This is a genomic window from Alistipes sp. DJF_B185, from assembly GCF_964250025.1.
Taxonomy (GTDB): domain Bacteria; phylum Bacteroidota; class Bacteroidia; order Bacteroidales; family Rikenellaceae; genus Alistipes; species Alistipes finegoldii.
The window spans coordinates 48,001-65,982 of the sequence record NZ_CAXUDY010000009.1 but is presented as its reverse complement, the minus strand read 5'-3'; the positions used below and the strand labels follow the sequence as shown (position 1 = coordinate 65,982).

Sequence of the window (17,982 nt, the reverse complement as noted above, 5' to 3'; positions counted from 1 at the left end):
CGAGTGTTTTTGCAAGCCAAAGTTACGCAAAAACTTCGATCCGCAGGCCGAACTATCTTATTTTTTCCTAACTTTGCCCCGATATATACCCAAACCGTATAGTTATGATGAGATTACCGCGCATGGCGGCGGCCCTCGCGGGCGCCGCGGCGATACTGACAGGCTGCAACGACATGAAACAGATAAAACACATGCCCTATCCCCGGACGGAGCGCACCGACGTGACCGATAATTACTTCGGGACGGAGGTGCCCGATCCTTACCGCTGGCTCGAAGACGACAACTCCGAGGCGACGGCGGCGTGGGTGAAGGCCCAGAACGTCGTGACGCAGGATTACCTGTCGCAGATTCCGTTCCGCGGCGCGATCCGCGAACGGCTGACCGAATTGTGGAACTATCCCAAAGAGGGCATTCCGGCCAAACACGGCGACGCATGGTATTATTTCTACAACGACGGACTGCGGAACCAGTCGGTGCTCTACCGCACCGCGCAGCCGGGCGGGGAGGGCGAAGTGTTCATCGACCCCAATACGCTTTCGGAAGACGGTACGGTGGCCCTTTCGGGCGTGACCTTCTCCAAGGACGGCAAATACTGCGCCTACTCGGTCGCCGCATCGGGTTCGGACTGGGTCGAAATCCGTGTGATGAACACCGCCGACCGTACGCTGACTTCGGACCGGATCAACTGGGTGAAGTTTTCGGGAGCCGAGTGGGCGCCCGATTCCAAAGGATTCTATTACAGTGCGTACGACGCTCCTCAGAAGGGCGTTTTCTCGTCGCAGAACCAGTTTCAGAAGGTCTACTACCACCGCCTCGGCACGCCGCAGTCGGCCGACAGGCTGGTCTATGCCGACGCGGAGCATCCGTTGCGTTATTTCAGCCCGTGGCCCAGCAAGGACGGGCAGTGGCTCTTCATCGTGGCTTCGGAGGGTACGTCGGGTACGGAAGTGCTCTATAAAAAGGTCTCCGAACCGAAATTCCGCACCTTGCTGCCGGGCTTCGACGCCGACTATGCGCCCGTCGAGTGCCGGGACGGCCAGCTCTATTACGTGACCAACCGCGACGCGTCGAACTACGCGCTGATGAAGGTGGACCTGAACGACCCGTCGAAGGTTTCGACCGTGATTCCCGAAAGCGGCGGGAAGCTGCTGGAGGGCGTCGGCTCGGCCGGAGGGTATCTTTTTGCTACCTACCTCGAACATGCGCAGAGCAAGGTCTGCCAGTACGGTTTCGACGGAAAACTCGTACGCGAGATCGAACTTCCGGCCATCGGCACGGTGAGCGGTTTCGACGGCGAGAAGGACGATACGGAGCTTTACTATTCGCTGACCAACTACATCGCGCCCGCCACGATCTACAAATACGACATCGCCGGCGGCGCATCGACGCTCTATAAAGCCCCCGCGGTGAATTTCGATCCCTCGCTGTTCACGACCGAACAGGTGTTCTACACCTCGAAGGACGGCACGAAGGTTCCGATGTTCATCACCCGCCGCAAGGATATGAAACTCGACGGCGGGAATCCTTGCTACCTCTATGCCTACGGCGGTTTCCAGATCAACCAGACGCCCACGTTCAGACCCTCGGCCATGATGTTCGTCGAGCAGGGCGGCATCTACTGCGTGGCCAACCTGCGCGGCGGTTCGGAGTACGGCGAAGCGTGGCACAAGGCGGGCATGCTCGAAAACAAGCAGAACGTTTTCGACGACTTCATCGCCGCGGCCGAGTACCTGATCGCCGAAAAATACACTTCGTCGGACAAACTCGCCATTGCGGGCGGTTCGAACGGCGGCCTGCTGGTCGGCGCCTGCGAGGTGCAGCGTCCCGACCTCTATGCCGTCTGCCTGCCCGCCGTGGGCGTGATGGACATGCTCCGCTACCACAAATTCACGATCGGCTGGGGCTGGGCCGTGGAGTACGGATCGAGCGAAAACGGGGAGCAGTTCGACTACATTTATAAATATTCGCCGCTGCACAACATCCGCGAGGGTGTGAAATACCCCGCGACGCTCGTGACGACGGCCGACCACGACGACCGCGTCGTGCCGGCGCACTCGTTCAAGTTCGCCGCCCAGATGCAGCACTGTCAGGCCGGCGATGCGCCGGTGCTGATCCGCATCGAGTCGAATGCGGGCCACGGGGCCGGCAAACCCACCTCCAAACGTATCGCCGAGGAGGCGGACACCTATTCGTTCCTGTTCCAGAATATCGGAGTGCCTTACAAAGAGGTGAAAAAACAGAAATGATCCGGGCGGAAGCCCTGTCGCGCCGCGGCAAACGCCTCCTGCGTGAGGCGTTGGGGGGGCGGTCGTTCGACGCGGCGTTCCGCCGCGGGAGTCCGGCGGCCGGTCGCCTTCGGACGGTAAAGAAGGTAGGTTAGGTTAAAAAGAGAGATAACATGAAGGTTTACAAATTTGGCGGTGCGTCGGTGCGTAATGCCGACGGAGTGCGCAACCTGCGCAAGATTATCGACGACGAGCAGAATCTCTTCATCATCGTTTCGGCCATGGGCAAGACGACCAACGCGCTCGAAAAGGTGTTCGAAGGACTTCAGAAGGGCGACAAACAGCTCTCCATGGAGCATGTCGCCGCGCTGAGGGAGTACCATGCGGGCATCATCGACGATTTGTGGCGCGGCCATAAACAGCTCGAACGGGTCGATGCGCTCTTCGACGAGCTGGAGCGCGTGGCCGTGGAAACGGTTTACAAACCCTCCGACGCCGAGTTGTGGTACGATACGATCGTGGCCTTCGGCGAGCTGGTCTCGACGACGATTATCTCGGAGTATCTCAACTATGCCGGAGTGTCGAACCGCTGGATCGACATGCGCCGCTGTTTCCTCACCGAGCAGCGTCACAAGGACGCCGGGGTCGATATCGAAGCTTCGGCTCCGCTGCTGAAGGGCGCGCTGGCCGAGTGCGTCGAGAATATCTTTGTCGGACAGGGCTTTATCGGCGGTGCGCCCGACGGTACGACCACCACGCTGGGGCGCGAAGGCTCGGACTACTCGGCGGCCGTGGTGGCCAATATCCTCGACGCCGAGTCGATGGCCGTGTGGAAGGACGTGGACGGCGTGCTGAACGCCGATCCGAAGATTTTCCCCGACGCCGTGCAGATCGCCGAACTGAACTACCTCGATACGATCGAGCTGGCCTACAGCGGCGCGCAGATCATCCATCCCAAGACGATCAAACCGCTGCAGAACAAGAATATTCCGCTTTACGTGCGGCCTTTCGGCGACAAGCGCAAACCGGGTACCGTGATTCGCGGCATGTCGGCGCCGGTGGAGGTGCCGATCCTGATTCTCAAGAAGGATCAGGTGCTGCTGACGATCCGTTCGCGCGACTTCTCGTTCGTGCTGGAGGAGAAGTTCGCCACGATCTTCTCGTTGCTGGAGCGTTTCCGCATCAAGACCAATCTGATCCACAACTCGGCCGTGAACCTGAGCCTGTGCGTCAATAACTCGTGGCACATCGACGAGGCGATCGAGGCGCTGCGCGAAGCGGGCTGCGACGTGATGAAGGCCGAGAATATGGAGCTGCTGACCGTGCGCGGCTATACCGACGAGTTGTGGCGCAAGTACGCCCGCGGCCCGCAGGTCTTCGTGCGGCAGGCCACGCAGTCCACCGTGCGCGTGGTTCGCAAGAAGTAGTGGCGGACGGTCGCTGTCCGGGGCGCTTCCGCCCCGTCGGTTCTCCGGCACTCCGGTTCTCCGGCACTCCGGTTCTCCGGCACTCCGGCTCTCCGGAGCTTCGGGCGGAATCCGGCGGTGGAGTTTTCGCCCGCGGTCCCGAAATTACGATACGAGAGCGGCCTTCATTGCGAAGGCCGCTCTCGTATCGTTTGCTCTCCTATCCCTGCCGCATGTTGCGCAGGATGGTCCATGTCGAGTCGTCGCGGATTTCGCCGCTGCGCTTCATGTTCCAGATCGTGCGGGCAATGTATTTCTCGATGTCGCGCTGGAGCCGCTTGTAAAGCGGACATTTGGTGTAGTTCTCGTTGTCGAGCAGCACGTCGCGGATCGACCGCAGCGAGTTGGTGTAGTTCGACATCTCGTTCTTGAGCGCCACGCCCTGCTTTTTCGACGCGGTGATCTTGGCGATCGACATCTGCCGCAGTTTCTCGCATACGGAGTTGAGCAGGATCATCACCACGTTGTCCATCAGCGTGTGGCCGTGCATGAACAGATAGGCGTTTTCGGGCGTCAGGCCCCGGCTCTTGAGCTGCTGTTCGAATTCGAGCATCGGGTCGATCATCTTCGGGTTGCGCCTGCGCAGCATCTCCTCGCGTTTGGCGACGTTTTTCTGCAGCCACGCCAGCGTTTTCTCTCCGTTGTTTTCGAGGTCGAGATAGCCGATGCGCACCGCCGACTTGAAGTCGATCAGCGGGAATACGTTCTCCGTGGCCAGCTGCGCCGAGTAGGCATACCAGAGGAAAAGCGGGTAGATCGTGCAGGAGTATTCGTGCATGAAATGCACGAAATCGAAGATGCGCGTGTCGTTCTTGGTCGCCTTGACGCATACGTTGTGCAGCGAGGGGGCGTAGCAGAGGAAGTTCTCGGTGGCGTAGGCGTAGGTGTGGAACATGTAGCGGGCGGCGTTCACCTCGCGCGACTGCTCCGTGCGGTCGGCGAACAGGAAGTCGAAGTCCGAATCGACGCACAGGATCAGCTCCTCCGACGAGCGGGGGATCATCCCCATCAGCACCTTCTTCCCCTTGGGAAGGTCGGCGCGGTTGGGCACCGAGATTTCGAAGCGCAGGTAGGGGTTCTGGAAGTGGTCGAAGATGCCGCGCCAGAAGGCCACGTCTTCGTAGCCTTCTACGTAGACCTTCACCAGCCGCTGGTCGGGATTGGCCGGCAGCGGTTTGGGCAGCTCTTCGAGAGTCGCCGGGCGCGTGAAGGGATTGAATCTGCGCAGTTTGTCGCCGAACTTTTTAGCCATACGGAAACAAAGATAGTGATTTCGGCCGGAATTTCTTCCCAAGGCCGGGATTTTTTGCAGCGGCGGGGCGGCCGGTTCCGGTTCTCTGCGCCGGATCCCGTCTTTTGCGCTGGTTCCGGTCCTCTGTACTGTCGCGGTTCTTCTGTGTTGCCGTCGTTCTTCTGCGCTGCCGTCCTCTGCGCTGTCTCTTCTTTGCGCCGCTTCTTCTTTGCGTCGCTGTCGCTTTTTCTCCGGCTCCGCCTTCCCGCTTCCATCTACGTGTGGGCGTGCGCCGCCGTTTGAGGGCGGAATGCGCTCTTTTTCGCCGATCTCGGCCGTCGGGCGTGCACAACCGTAATATTTTATTATTTTTGCACAAAATAAGAGGTTCCGAAAGGACGTTTGATCTCTACTATTTCGAACAATATGGCGGACAACGATTGGAAAGCGAGGCTCGGAATGGTCTATTCGACCAATCCCGACTTCAACTATGAAACGACCGAAACACCGGAGGCGGAGACGCTTCCCCCGGCGCGGCAGGAGCTGCGCGTGTGGCTCGACCGCAAGCAGCGCGCGGGCAAGGTGGTGACGCTGGTCAAAGGCTTCGTGGGGCGGGATGCGGATTTGCAGGAACTGGCGCGTCTGCTGAAAACCAAATGCGGCGTCGGCGGCGCGGCCAAGGAGGGGGAGATCATCATTCAGGGCGACCACCGCGACCGTGTGGTCGAGATACTCACCAAGAGCGGCTACCGCTGCAAAAAAGCCGGTTCGTAGGTGAAGCGGCTGCTGCATATCCTCCTCTTGTTGTGCGCCCTCGGTTTCGCGCACGAGGCTTCGGCCCAGTACTATACGTGGGGGTCGGACCCCGCGGGGCTGAAATGGAGCACGATCCGTACGCCCGACGTGCGGATGATCTATCCCGATACGGTTTCGGCCGTGGCGCGGCGTACGCTGTTCTACATCCGTACCGTCCGGCCCGACATTGCGTTCGGATTCCGTCACGGTCCGATGCGTATTCCCTTCGTCATGCACCCCGAAAATTTCCAGTCGAACGGACTGGTGATGTACCTCCCGAAACGTGTGGAGTTCCTCACCTCGCCCGCGATCGACGGCTATTCGATGCCGTGGTACAAACAGCTCGTGGCCCACGAGTACCGCCATGCCGTGCAGTACAACAACCTCGACCGGGGCGTTATCCGCGCCCTGAGCTATATTCTGGGGCAGCAGGGTTCGACCATCGGCCTGCTCTGTATGCCGATCTGGGCCATGGAGGGCGACGCCGTGATGTCCGAAACGGCCATGTCGTCGTTCGGCCGGGGGCTTCAGCCCTCGTTCTCGCTGGGTTACCGCGCCATGGGCCGCGTAGGCCGCGACCGGAAGGACACGCGCGACCGCCGCAACATCGACAAATGGTTCTGCGGCTCCTACCGCGACTACATTCCCGACCATTACGAGCTGGGCTATCAGATCTGTTCCTACGCCTACGACCGCTACGGCGAGGTGGTCTGGGACAAAGTGGCGCGCTACGGCTCGCGCAACCCCTATGTGCTGGCCACGACGCGCGTCGCGCTCGAAAAATATTACGACACCAATGTCAGCAGGCTTTTCCGCGAGACGTTCGACGTGCTGGAGCGGCACTGGGAGTCGCTGCCGCAGGTCGAAGACAGCGCCGAGCCGCAGACGCCGATGCCCGCCGGCAATTACACGACCTACCAGTGGCCCCTGCCGCTCGACGCCGCGTCGGCGCTGGCGCTCAAGACCGACTACGACCGGCCGTCGCGTTTCGTGCGGCTCGACACCCGCACGGGCGAGGAGGAGGTGATCTGCTATACGGGGGCGGTTTCGACGCGCCCCGCCATGGCCGGCGGCCGCGTGTGGTGGACCGAGTACCGCCGATCGAAACTCTTCGAACAGCGGGTCAATTCGCAGTTGTGCTACATGGATCTCTCCGACGGCACGCCCCGGATGGTCGTCGGACGCCGCAACGCACTCTATCCCACGCCGTCGGAGGATGCCGTCGCGTGGGTCGAATACAATCCCGACGGCCGCTATACGGTCGTCGTGCAGGGAAAGGAGGGCGCGGAGAAACGCTTTGCGACGCCCGGCCGGTCCGAGATTCACGGACTGGCGTGGGACGATGCCACACGGGGCTATTACGTCATCGTCACCGACGATTCGGGCATGTGGCTCGGCCGCATCGACGGCGACGGCGTGCATCCCGTTACCGAAGGCGCCTACATTACGCTGAGCAACCTCCGCGCGGGCGGCGGCAGGCTCTATTTCGGCTCGATCGCTTCGGGCCGGGACGAAGCCCACTGCTTCGACCTGAAGACCCGCCGCGAATACCGCATCACGACGTCGGCTTACGGATCGTTCATGCCGGTGCCGTGGCGCGACGGCGAGGGGCGGGAACGGGTGCTGTTGACAGCCTATGACAGGCGCGGTTACCATGTGGCGGCGCAGGACGCCGATGCCGACGCGCTGATTCCGGTCACGCCTTCGAAACTGCCGCTCAACGTCGTGAATCCCGACCGCAAGCGGTGGGACGTCGTGAACCTCGATACGGTGCGTTTCTCGGCAGTCGATTCGCTGCGTCAGGAGGGGGTGTACCGCGCGAAGCGATACCGCAAGGTGCCCAATCTGGTGAATGTCCATAGCTGGACCCCCGTGGCCTTCAATCCCTTCGAGGCCGTGGACGAACACAATATCAACCTCAATCTGGGCGTCACCCTGCTTTCGCAGAATCTGCTGTCGAATACCGAAGCCTTCGCTTCGTACGGCTGGAACCGCAACGAAGGGGCGATTTTCAATCTGGGCGTGCGCTATTTCGGGCTGGGCGTCCGTCTCGACCTCGACGCTTCGTACGGCGGCAATCAGGTTTTCTATTCGGTGGGACAGTACGACGAGCAGACGGGAAAATACGAGTACCAGCAGCGTCCCAGCCCCGACAAGTACTACTCCGTGGGACTCTCCGCCACGCTTCCGCTCTATTTCCAGCGGGGCTATCACACGCGCCAGCTCTCCGTCACCTCCGGCTGGAACTACTCCAACGGCATGGTAGCCAATCTGGGTAAAATCGAATGGAACGCCGGACAGATCTCCAATATCCAGCGCATCGGTTTCCGCAAGGGACTGCACAAGCTCTCGTTCGGACTGGGGTACTCGGATCAGGTGCGCATGGCGCACCGCGACTTCGCGCCGCGCTGGGGCTATATGCTGAGCACCGCCTATACCTTCAACCCGGCCAACACCCATTTCAGCGACCTGATTTCGTTTTACGGACAGGCATACCTGCCCGGATTCGCGGCCCACAACTCGCTGAAGGTGGCCGCTACTTACCAGACCTCGATCGGCGGCTACAAATTTCCGTCGGGATACGCGCCGCTGAGCTATCGCTCGACGCGCCTTATTCCGCGCGGATATACCTCGTCGGATATTATTTCGAACAACTACACGGCCTTCTCGGCCGACTACCAGCTGCCGGTGTGGTATCCCGAAGGGGGTATCGGCTCGGTGCTGTATTTCAAGCGCATCCGGCTCAACGTCGGCGGCGATTACGCCCAGTTCCGCGACGTGGGCCGCGGAGGGATGAAGTGGCGGCGCATCTGGTCCGTGGGCGGCGACATCGTATTCGATATCAATGCGTTCCGCCAGCCCGCATCGGCGACTTCGACCTTCAAGCTGTCGGTCTATCGTCCCGCAAACGGCGGCGTGTGGTGGGCCGCCGCCGTGGGTCTTCCGTTCTGATTGCAATAAATTTCGTATCTTTAGCGCAAAATTAAGTCCTATGCCAAAGAAGAAAAAGACGGACGTGAGTCCGAAAACGATAAAATGGATCTGGTGTCTGGCCTTCGCGCCGTTCGCCCTGCTCTTCTTCATGCTGCTGCTGACCGCCTTCGGGCTGTTCGGTCGCATGCCTTCGTTCGAGGAGCTGGAGAATCCCCGCAGCAACCTCGCCACGGAGATCTATTCCGAGGACGGCAAGGTCATCGGCACCTTCTTCGTGCAGAACCGTTCCTACGTTCAGTACGCCGATCTTTTCCCGGACGATTCGACGCTCCATATCCGGCTCGGAGGACACGAGGTGCCGCCGATCGTCGCGGCGCTGATCGCCACCGAGGACGCCCGTTTCAGAACCCATTCGGGCATCGACATCCCCTCGCTGGCCCGTGTGGCCGTGAAGACCGTGCTGTTGCAGAACACCTCGCAGGGCGGCGGCTCGACCATCACGCAGCAGCTGGCCAAGAACCTCTTTCCGCGCGACACGGTGCGCAACCGCGGGCGGCTGGTCCGCAACGCCAAGCTCGTCACGTCGAAGCTCAAGGAGTGGATCACGGCCCTCAAGCTCGAATACAACTATACCAAGGAGGAGATCGCCGCCATGTACCTCAATACGGTGGAGTACGGCTCCAACGCCTACGGCATCAAGTCCGCGGCCCTTACCTTCTTCAACAAGGAGCCTCACGAGCTGAACGTGCAGGAGGCCGCCGTGCTGGTGGGCGTGGTGAACGCCCCGTCGCGTTATTCGCCGGTGCGCAATTACGACAACGCCCTCGCGCGCCGCAACCTCGTCATTTCGCGCATGGAGGACGCCGGGGCCATTACGCGCAAGCAGCGCGATTCGCTCAGCGCGCTTCCCATCGTCCTCAATTACCGTCCCGTGTCGCACAACGAAGGTACGGCGACCTACTTCCGCGAGATGCTGCGTCTTGTGATGAACGCCGAACGTCCCAAACGCAATCAGTTCTACAACGAGTGGGATTACGATCAGGCGGTGAAGGAGTACGAGGAGAATCCGCTCTACGGCTGGTGCCGCAAGAACCGCAAGGCCGACGGCACGCCCTACAACATCTACCGCGACGGCCTGAAGATCTATACCACGATCAATTCGACGATGCAGACCTATGCCGAGCAGGCCGTCCAGAAACAGATGGAATCGGTCATCCAGCCCCGCATGGACGCCCAGTACCGGCGCACCAAGACGCTCTTTATCGACGCCGACAAGGCGGAGCGCGAGCGCATCATGCGTCACGCCGTCCGCTATTCGGACCGCTACCGCGAGATGAGGAACGCCGGCGCGAGCGAGAAGGAGATCAACGCTTCGTTCGACAGACCCTGCTCGATGAAGGTCTTCACCTACAAGGGGGAACGCGATACGCTTATGACTCCGCGCGACTCGATCCTGCACCACAAGCGTATCATGCGGGCGTCGTTCGTGGCGCTCGATCCCCGTACGGGATATGTCAAGGCGTACGTCGGCGGCCCCAATTTCCGCTACTTCAAATACGACATGGCCAAGCAGGGCAAACGTCAGATCGGTTCGACGATCAAACCCTTCGTCTACACCTTCGCCATCGACCATCTGGGGCTGACGCCCTGCACGATGGTGCCCAACCTGCCCGTTACGATCGAGACGGCCAACGGCACGGCTTGGTCGCCCAAGGAGGCGGGCAAGGTCGAGTACGACGGCGTGATGCACCCCCTGAGCTGGGGTCTCGCCCGCAGCCGCAACAACTATTCGGCGTGGATCATGAAGCAGGCCAAACAGCCTGCGGCGGTCGCCGACTTCATCCACAACATGGGTATCCGCAGCTATATCGACCCCGTGCCGGCGCTGGCGCTCGGCTCGTCGGAATCGAACGTTTTCGAGCTGGTGAGCGCCTTCTCGACCTTCGCCAACGAGGGCGTGCATAACGACGCCATTTTCGTGACGCGCATCGAGGACCGGCAGGGCAACGTGATCGCCAATTTCATACCCCAGTCGCAGGACGCCGTCAGCGAGCGCACGGCCTATACGATGCTGACGATGCTGCAGGGCGTGGTGACGTCGGGTACGGCCGGCCGCCTGAACCGCGATTACGGCTTTTCGGGCGTGGAGATCGGCGGTAAGACCGGCACCTCGAACAAGAACCGCGACGCATGGTTCATGTGCGTGGCCCCGAAACTCGTGGCGGGCGCATGGGTCGGCGGCGAGGATCAGTCGGTGCATTTCGTATCGGGCGGCGAGGGCAGCGTGATGGCGTTGCCGATCGTGGGCGACTTCATGAAACGGGTCTACGACGACGGCCGTCTCGGCCTGAGCCGCAACGACCAGTTTATCCGCCCGGCGATGATGCCGCGCTACGACTGCGACGAGGAGACCGATCCTGAGGGGCGTGTCCCGGATGCGGACGACGACAATTTCTTCGACTGAACAGAGTCGGCCGGCCGCTGTGCCGGCCGATTTTTTTGTCGTTCGCGCCGAAATCGCTATATTTGTCCCGAAGCTTCCGTGTACGGTCCGTCCGAGCGGAAACGATGATCATTTTTTAACTTTATCGAGATGAAGATTGCGATTGTGGGCGCCAGCGGTGCTGTGGGCCAAGAATTTCTGAGGATTTTGGAGCAGCGCGACCTGCCGATCGGCGAATTGCTGCTGTTCGGTTCGCAGCGCAGCGCGGGCCGTGTCTATAAATTCCGCGGAAAGGATATAACTGTCAAACTGTTGCAGCATAACGACGACTTCAAGGGGGTGGATTTCGCCCTCACTTCGGCCGGAGCCGGAACTTCGCGCGAATTCGCGGAGACGATCACCAGACACGGCGCGGTCATGATCGACAATTCGAGCGCCTTCCGCATGGATGCCGAGGTGCCGCTGGTGGTGCCGGAGGTCAATCCCGAAGATGCGAAGAACGCTCCGCGTCGCATTATCGCCAACCCCAACTGCACGACGATCCAGATGGTCGTGGCACTGAAGGCGATCGAGCAGGTGTCGCACATCCGCCGCGTGCATGTCTCGACCTACCAGTCCGCCAGCGGCGCCGGAGCCGCGGCGATGGACGAACTGGTGGAGCAGTACGCCGAGCTGGGCGCGGGCAAGGAGCCGACCGTCAATAAATTCGCCTTTCAGCTGGCTTACAACGTGATTCCCCATATCGACGTCTTTACGGACAACGACTATACGAAGGAGGAGATGAAGATGTTCCACGAGACGCGCAAGATCATGCATTCGGATATCGCCGTGTCGGCGACTTGCGTGCGTGTGCCGGTGATGCGCGCCCATTCGGAGAGCATCTGGCTCGAAACGGAGCGTCCCGTGTCGGTCGCCGAGGCCCGTGAGGCCTTTGCCAAGGCAAAGGGCGTCGTGCTGATGGACCAGCCTGCGGACAAAGTCTATCCGATGCCGCTCTTCATCGCGGGCAAGGACCCCGTCTACGTGGGCCGCATCCGCCGCGACCTGACCTGCGAAAACGGACTGACGTTCTGGTGCGTCAGCGACCAGATCAAGAAGGGCGCGGCGCTCAATGCCGTGCAGATTCTCGAAACGCTGATCTGAGCGCGCCGCAGCGGCAGCTGATTGAAAGGGAGACTTGACCGGTCTCCCTTTTTTGCCGTTTCATGGGGTGTCGTCGGAGAGTTTTCGTGCGGGCAGTCTGGATACGCCGCCCGGACAGCCTGCCCGGCGAAGGCAGCCCTGAAATTCGGATGCGCTCCGGCTATTTCGAGAGCATGGCGAACAGGAGTCCGATTACGGGCAGATAGTCTTTCAGGGGAACGCGGAGCTGCGCATAGGCCCGCTGCATCTCGGATGCCACCTGCCGGGTCGAGATGTTGTATCGTTCGGCTATCTGCTGATAGGTGAGTCCCTCCTGACGGCTCGCCTGATAGACGGCCCGTGTCAGCTCCGGCATTTTGGCGAGTTCCCGGCTGAACAGTTCGATGATTTCCGACTGGAAGAGTTTTTTGGAAAGCTCGTCGCTGCTCAGGGAGTTCAGGCTGGATTGCAGCTTCCAGTAGGCGTCTTTGGTGATCTCGTTTTTGGCCCTGCGGAGCACCTCCTGCTCTTTGATGTGGTTGGCGCATCGGGTTCTCACGCAAAAGTAGATGTATCCCTTGATGTTTTCGGCCATATTCACCTGCTCCCGGTGTTCCCAAAGATACATGAAACTGTCCGTTACGATATCCTTCGCGATATCCGTATCGTGTACGTACCCGTATGCGATGCTGACAAAACGGTTTTTGTATTCGGAAAAGAACTTTCCGAATTCGTCCGAAGTCAGTACGGGTGTTTGTCTATCCATCTTTTATGCCGGGTAGGTTGAGGTCAAAGTTAGCATTTTTCGGAAAAAGCGCAACTATCGTGCGGTGGTCATATTCGTCTGATGAGTGATGCACTTTGTCGCGGAGGGGGTGTCGGGTCGGTCGGTTTCATTTCGAACTTCTGCAATAAATCATGAAAGGTGCCGGCGGGGCGCCTTTTTCGTTACAGCCTGTATGAAACCCGAAGTCCGGACCTCCGGCTGCGGAGCCGGACTCGTGTGATATTGTGTCTGCAAATATAGGCAATTTTTCGGGAATGCCGATTCCGGTGCGGATTTTTTGCGGAATGCCGCGGCGGATGCGTCCGGGGAGATTCCTTCCCGGAAAGTCGGGCGGGCGGAGCTTGTTCATTACGGATATCCGATTGATTTTCAGGGATGTGATTTAATAAATATTTTGCCGAATTTAATAAATAAATTTATTTGCTGAAAAATCGCAAAAATGCCTGTAAAGCCGTCGCGCCCGACTGTTTTATACTATAGAGACGGAAACAGAAAATAACGTGAATCAGGAAATTTTATACAGGTATCTTAAAGGCGATACCACGCCGCAGGAGGACTTGCAGGTCGCGGAGTGGCTGGAAGCCGATCCGGTTGCCAACCAGAAGGAACTGGACATCGTCCGCTTCGTATTCGAGGGGATGGAGTTGTACGGAAACGACGCGAGGGCCGGAGCGCTCCGGCCGCGCGGAATAGTCATTCCGTGGCGCAAGGTGTGGATCTTTGCCATGCGTGCGGCCGCCGTGCTGCTGCTCGTCTTTGCGGGCGGGTACGTCGCCCACCAGCGTACGTACGAAGCTATTTCCGATCGGCTGACCGCGGTGCACGTTCCCAACGGCCAGCGCATCGAAATCACCCTGCCCGACGGTTCCCGCGTCTGGCTGAATTCGGGCGCCCGGATCGAATATCCGGTCGTATTCAAAAAGAATCTCCGCAGCGTGAAACTTTCGGGCGAGGCGCTGTTCGACGTGCGTCACGATGCCGAATGCCCCTTCGAGGTCGAGACCTTTGCGACCAAGATCAACGTGCTCGGAACGAAATTCAACGTAATAGCGGACGAGACCTACGACCGGTTTTCGGCGGCATTGCTGCAGGGCCGGATCAAAGTTACCAACCTGCTCGATCCGCGCAGGCAGGAGATCGTTATGAAACCCGATGATATTGTGAATCTTTCGAACGGCCGCCTGTTCGTCGAGACGATCAGGGATCCGGAGGCGCTCTGCTGGACCGAAGGTCTGGTGCGCATCAGCGGACTTCCGTTCGATGAACTGATGGCCAAGTTCGAGCAGGTGTTCGACGTCAAGATCGTCATCGCCCGGAATTCGATTCCCGACATCGGAAAAATCAGCGGTAAGATTCGTGTGAACGACGGCATCGAGAATGCCCTCCACATCTTGCAGTACGCCGCCGATTTTTCCTTCGAGAAGGATGAGGAGACCAATGTGGTGACGATCCGCTGATCCTCCGCCTGTTATTGTTTAACCTAAAACCCCGGTAAGATATGCGCATGAAAAACAACTGACGACTTGACGATCCGAATCATTTGACCGATAAAAAAAGCCTGCGGACTGGACCTCCGCAGGCGAAGATAACAGATTAAATGATTCTTGCACCCATTAACCTATTATCTTAAACTTTACAAAAGTATGAATAAAACAGTATTCTTCAAAACCTTTCGAAGACTGTTTGGGTTCGTATTGGCAATCTCTCTGAGCGCGAGTGTCTTAACCGCTCAGGCGCAGAATGCGCGCATAACCCTGAATCTGTCCGACGTGCCCATGTCGCAGGTTATGAAAGAGATTGAAAAACAAACTCGCTATCTTTTTATCAACAAAGGTGTCGATACCGGTAAAAAGCTCTCAGTCAATCTGACGCAGAAAACGATTCAGGAAGTATTGGACTACGTGCTCAAAAATACGGATATTACGTATAAGATCGACGGCACGTACATCATTCTTGCCGAGAAAGCCGCGGAAAAACCCGTCGCCGTGACGGGAAAGGTTAGCGACGTCAACGGCGTTCCCGTCATCGGGGCGTCCGTCGTGGTCAAAGGCACGACCGTCGGCACGAGTACGGACATGGACGGAACTTTCTCGCTTCAGATACCCCCCCCCGCGGCTACGGCCCAGCTGGAGGTTAATTTTCTGGGGTACGAACCCGTCATGATTTCCGTCGGCAACCGGACTTCCTTCGACGTCACGCTTCACGAAGCGGCTTCCGAAATCGAGGGCGTCGTTGTCACCGCCCTCGGCATCAAGCGTCAGGAGAAGGCCCTGAGTTATAACGTCCAGCAGGTCAAGGCCGAGGACATCACCACGGTCAAGGACGCCAACTTCATCAATTCGCTGACGGGCAAGGTCGCGGGCGTTACGATCAACGCCTCCTCTTCGGGCGTCGGCGGCGCGTCGAAGGTGATTCTCCGCGGCAACAAGTCCATCAGCCAGTCGTCCAATGCGCTCTATGTCATCGACGGAATTCCGATGTATAACTTCGGCGGAGGCGGAGGTACGGAGTTCGATTCGCGCGGCGCCTCGGAATCCATCGCGGACATCAACCCGGAGGATATCGAGTCGATGTCGGTGCTCACGGGTGCCGCCGCTGCGGCCCTTTACGGTTCGAACGCCGCCAACGGCGCCATCATGATCACGACGAAAAAGGGCAAGGCCGGCGCGCTCAAAGTGACGCTTTCGAGCAATACCGAATTCCTCGATCCTTTCGTGCAGCCGGAGTTCCAGAACCGTTACGGCACGGGTTCGAACGGCGTGAGGAGCGGTTCGGGCATTTACAGCTGGGGCCAGAAGCTCCTGCCCGCGGCCCGCTACGGCTATACGCCCGCCGACTTCTTCGAAACGGGACACGTGTACACCAACGCCGTGACCGTTTCCGGCGGTACGGACAAGAACCAGACCTATTTTTCCGCCGCATCGGTCAATTCCGACGGCATCATCCCCAACAACGAATACGATCGCTACAACTTTACTTTCCGCAACACCTCTTACTTCCTGAAAGATAAACTGCGGCTCGACGCCAGTGCCAGCTATATCTATCAGAAAGACCAGAACATGACCAATCAGGGCGTATATTCGAACCCGCTGGTCCCGGCCTATCTCTTCCCGCGCGGCGAGAATTTCGCGATTTACAAGAAATTCGAACGCTATAATCCCGGCACCAAACTCATGGAGCAGTTCTGGTCGGCGGACATGGAGGGCGGCGACCTGCGCATGCAGAATCCCTACTGGATCGCCTACCGCAACCTGCGCAATACCGACAAGAAGCGCTACATGCTGTCGTTCTCGGCCAGCTACGACATCCTGCCGTGGCTGAGCGTTTCGGGACGTGTGCGTCTCGACAACTCCAATTCGCTCTATACGCAGAAACTTTACGCCTCGTCCAACACGACCATCACCGACGGCGGCAAGAACGGACACTATACCGAAGCCCGTGCCTACGATACGCAGACCTATGCCGACGTGATGCTGAACGTCAACAAGACCTTCGGCGACGATTGGTCGCTCACGGCCAACGTCGGCGCTTCGCTCAACAACATCAAGACCGACGAACTTTCGTACCGCGGTCCGATTCAGGAGAACGGCCTTCCCAATATCTTCAACGTATTCGACCTCGACGACACGAAGAAGCGCGCCGAGAAGGTCGGCTGGCACGACCAGACGCAGTCGGTCTTCGCATCGGTCGAAGTGGGGTGGAAACAGATGCTCTACCTGACCGCGACGGGCCGCAACGACTGGGCTTCGCAGATCGCCGGGTCGCCCTCCAAGTCGTTTTTCTACCCTTCGGTCGGCCTTTCGTGGGTTCCCTCCTCGACATGGGATTTGGGCAACGCCTTCTCCTACCTCAAGCTCCGCGGTTCGATCGCCTCGGTCGGCCTGCCGTTCCCGCGTTTCCTGACCACGCCGACCTACGAGTACGATGCTACCGGCAAGATATGGAAGGATAAGACGCACTATCCGATCGGCGACCTGAAACCCGAACGGACCATCACCTATGAGGTGGGTATCGACGCCCGTCTGTGGAAGAACATCAGCCTTTCGGCGTCGTGGTATTCCGCCGATACGAAGAACCAGACGTTCGACCCGGCGCTTCCGCCGTCGTCGTCCTATACGACCATCTACCTCCAGACGGGGCATGTCCGCAATACCGGCGTCGAGCTGTCGCTCGGCTATTCGAACCAGTGGCGCGATTTCGGCTGGTCGTCGAACTTTACCTTCTCGTGGAACAAGAACGAGATCGTCGACTTGGCTTCCGGTGCGTTGAATCCCGTTACGGGCCAGCCGCTGAATCTTTCGGAACTCGACATCAAGGGGCTGGGCAAGGCCAAATACATCCTCAAGCAGGGCGGCACGCTGGGCGACCTCTATACCACTTCGGACCTGAAATTCAACGACAACGGTTATGTCGAGGTCGATAAGGCGGGCAACCTGCTTCTCACCGACGAGGGCGAGCAAATCTATCTCGGCTCCGTTTTTCCGAGCGAGAACCTCGCATGGCGCAACGACTTCCGCTACAAGGGGATCAACCTCGGCCTGCTGTTCACGGGACGCATCGGCGGCATCTGCTACTCGGCTACGCAGGCCAACATGGACCTGTACGGCGTCTCGGAAGTTTCGGCAGCCGCGCGCGATGCGGGCGGCGTGCTGATCAACGGCCGTGAGATGGTCGATGCCCAGAAATGGTATCAGGCTATCGGTTCGCAGTCGGGACTTCCGCAGTACTACACCTATTCGGCCACGAACTTCCGCCTGCAGGAGCTGTCGCTGGGCTACACGCTGCCGCGCAAATGGTTCCGCAACAAGATGGTACTCACCGTCTCGTTCGTGGGCCGCAACCTGTGGATGATCTACTGCAAGGCTCCTTTCGACCCCGAAGCCGTGGCTTCGACGGGGCTGAGCTATCAGGGCATCGACTACTTCATGATGCCGTCGCTGCGCAGTCTGGGTTTCAACGTGAAATTTGAATTCTAAACC

At 59.2% G+C, this 17,982-nt stretch carries 10 protein-coding genes; 8 read left to right on the top strand and 2 right to left on the bottom strand.

Features of this window, described 5'->3' with window-relative positions:
* The first annotated feature begins 104 nt into the window (after window positions 1-104).
* Entirely contained in the window at window positions 105-2,246 is a 2,142-nt protein-coding gene (locus ACESTR_RS11935; RefSeq protein ID WP_373179317.1) for a prolyl oligopeptidase family serine peptidase, read from the top strand.
* A 152-nt stretch (window positions 2,247-2,398) separates the two neighbouring features.
* Window positions 2,399-3,652: an aspartate kinase gene (locus ACESTR_RS11930; RefSeq protein ID WP_237959082.1), complete on the top strand. Its 1,254-nt coding sequence runs from the start codon at window positions 2,399-2,401 to the stop codon at window positions 3,650-3,652.
* A 199-nt stretch (window positions 3,653-3,851) separates the two neighbouring features.
* On the opposite strand, the gene ACESTR_RS11925 is transcribed toward ACESTR_RS11930, so the two are convergent.
* The gene (locus tag ACESTR_RS11925) at window positions 3,852-4,943 is read right to left on the bottom strand and encodes a DUF4435 domain-containing protein (protein WP_009598685.1); all 1,092 of its coding nucleotides are present in this window, start codon (window positions 4,941-4,943) and stop codon (window positions 3,852-3,854) included.
* Window positions 4,944-5,348: 405 nt separating this feature from the next.
* Here ACESTR_RS11925 and ACESTR_RS11920 point away from each other — a divergent pair, with 405 nt between their 5' ends.
* The 4 genes from ACESTR_RS11920 (at window position 5,349) to ACESTR_RS11905 (ending at window position 12,237) form a co-directional block, all read left to right on the top strand.
* On the top strand, window positions 5,349-5,696 hold the full coding sequence (locus ACESTR_RS11920; protein WP_014774936.1) for a translation initiation factor: 348 nt from the start codon (window positions 5,349-5,351) through the stop codon (window positions 5,694-5,696).
* Window positions 5,697-8,669, top strand: coding sequence for a hypothetical protein (locus ACESTR_RS11915; protein ID WP_278713938.1), 2,973 nt, complete (start codon window positions 5,697-5,699; stop codon window positions 8,667-8,669).
* 40 nt (window positions 8,670-8,709) lie between these two features.
* Window positions 8,710-11,115 (top strand): transglycosylase domain-containing protein, encoded by a 2,406-nt coding sequence (locus tag ACESTR_RS11910; protein WP_009598687.1) that lies wholly within the window; start codon window positions 8,710-8,712, stop codon window positions 11,113-11,115.
* Between the two features lie 129 nt (window positions 11,116-11,244).
* Complete coding sequence (locus tag ACESTR_RS11905; RefSeq protein ID WP_009598670.1) at window positions 11,245-12,237, top strand: aspartate-semialdehyde dehydrogenase; 993 nt, start codon at window positions 11,245-11,247, stop codon at window positions 12,235-12,237.
* 160 nt (window positions 12,238-12,397) lie between these two features.
* On the opposite strand, the gene ACESTR_RS11900 is transcribed toward ACESTR_RS11905, so the two are convergent.
* The gene (locus ACESTR_RS11900) at window positions 12,398-12,982 is read right to left on the bottom strand and encodes an RNA polymerase sigma-70 factor (RefSeq protein ID WP_009598665.1); all 585 of its coding nucleotides are present in this window, start codon (window positions 12,980-12,982) and stop codon (window positions 12,398-12,400) included.
* Between the two features lie 521 nt (window positions 12,983-13,503).
* Between ACESTR_RS11900 and ACESTR_RS11895 the strand changes: the two genes are divergently transcribed.
* Both ACESTR_RS11895 and ACESTR_RS11890 read left to right on the top strand, forming a co-directional pair.
* Complete coding sequence (locus ACESTR_RS11895; protein ID WP_217729856.1) at window positions 13,504-14,460, top strand: FecR family protein; 957 nt, start codon at window positions 13,504-13,506, stop codon at window positions 14,458-14,460.
* Between the two features lie 186 nt (window positions 14,461-14,646).
* The gene (locus ACESTR_RS11890; RefSeq protein WP_373179316.1) at window positions 14,647-17,979 is read left to right on the top strand and encodes a TonB-dependent receptor; all 3,333 of its coding nucleotides are present in this window, start codon (window positions 14,647-14,649) and stop codon (window positions 17,977-17,979) included.
* Window positions 17,980-17,982: the final 3 nt, after the last annotated feature.

Bases quoted from the DNA above. Each gene is read 5' to 3' on its own strand.
- ACESTR_RS11930 (WP_237959082.1), top strand. From the start codon at position 2,399: ATGAAGGTTTACAAATTTGGCGGTGCGTCGGTGCGTAATGCCGACGGA.
- ACESTR_RS11900 (WP_009598665.1), bottom strand. From the start codon at position 12,982: ATGGATAGACAAACACCCGTACTGACTTCGGACGAATTCGGAAAGTTC.
- ACESTR_RS11935 (WP_373179317.1), top strand. From the start codon at position 105: ATGATGAGATTACCGCGCATGGCGGCGGCCCTCGCGGGCGCCGCGGCG.
- ACESTR_RS11890 (WP_373179316.1), top strand. From the start codon at position 14,647: ATGAATAAAACAGTATTCTTCAAAACCTTTCGAAGACTGTTTGGGTTC.
- ACESTR_RS11920 (WP_014774936.1), top strand. From the start codon at position 5,349: ATGGCGGACAACGATTGGAAAGCGAGGCTCGGAATGGTCTATTCGACC.
- ACESTR_RS11910 (WP_009598687.1), top strand. From the start codon at position 8,710: ATGCCAAAGAAGAAAAAGACGGACGTGAGTCCGAAAACGATAAAATGG.
- ACESTR_RS11905 (WP_009598670.1), top strand. From the start codon at position 11,245: ATGAAGATTGCGATTGTGGGCGCCAGCGGTGCTGTGGGCCAAGAATTT.
- ACESTR_RS11925 (WP_009598685.1), bottom strand. From the start codon at position 4,943: ATGGCTAAAAAGTTCGGCGACAAACTGCGCAGATTCAATCCCTTCACG.